The 660-nt window shown below is 50.0% G+C and carries 1 protein-coding gene; it reads left to right on the forward strand.

Going from position 1 to position 660, the window contains the following annotated elements; genetic code table 11:
- Positions 1–91 precede the first annotated feature (91 nt).
- Complete coding sequence (locus A6M21_RS06350; protein ID WP_242868785.1) at positions 92–472, forward strand: sigma-70 family RNA polymerase sigma factor; 381 nt, start codon at positions 92–94, stop codon at positions 470–472.
- The last annotated feature ends 188 nt before the right edge of the window (positions 473–660 follow it).

The following is a 660-nucleotide window of genomic DNA, read 5'->3' on the forward strand; positions in this document are numbered from 1 at the left end:
ACAGGAGAGGTGATATTGATGCGGTACACCTGACGATTATTTTCTACAATCCGGTTCTAAAGCTTGCGTCTTTAACGCGGAAGATGCCCGGGTGCTGGTCTGGATAGAAACCGGTATACGCCGGGAAGCAGCCAGGTTGGCTAAAAAGCGTCGTCGGTTGATGGAACATGAATGCTTAATTCTGGATGCTTCGGCTGATGTTTCTGACGGGGAAATGGCGATGGTTGATACTATTGCCGCGGCGGTCGATGTTGCAGGCGAAGCGGAAGGAGTTGTTTTGGTCCAGGATGCCCTCTCGTCGCTGACCCCGCTACAGCGGGAGGTAATAACAGCGACGGTTCTGGAAGGCGTTACCGAGAAAGAAGCGGCTGTACGGTTGGGGATATCGCAGCAGGCGGTGCACAAGGTTAAGGAACGGGCGTTGAGCAGGCTGAAAAAACGTTTTGTCCTGGACGAGCCCACCGGCAAGTAGAGCCTCGTCCAGGACAGGAAACCGTCCCGTACCTGAAGGGAGGATGCTTTATTTTATTCCTTCATGGGACCCTGGGCAAGAAAAAACAATCTAAAGGAAAGGTGAAAAAGATGATTATTTCTGCTGGTCAAAACGCAATAGGTGAACATCAATTTGCATACAGTGTTATTATAATGGACCCATAAATT

Origin of the sequence: Desulfotomaculum copahuensis (genome assembly GCF_001655685.1) — a bacterium.
Taxonomy (GTDB): domain Bacteria; phylum Bacillota; class Desulfotomaculia; order Desulfotomaculales; family Desulfovirgulaceae; genus Desulfotomaculum_G; species Desulfotomaculum_G copahuensis.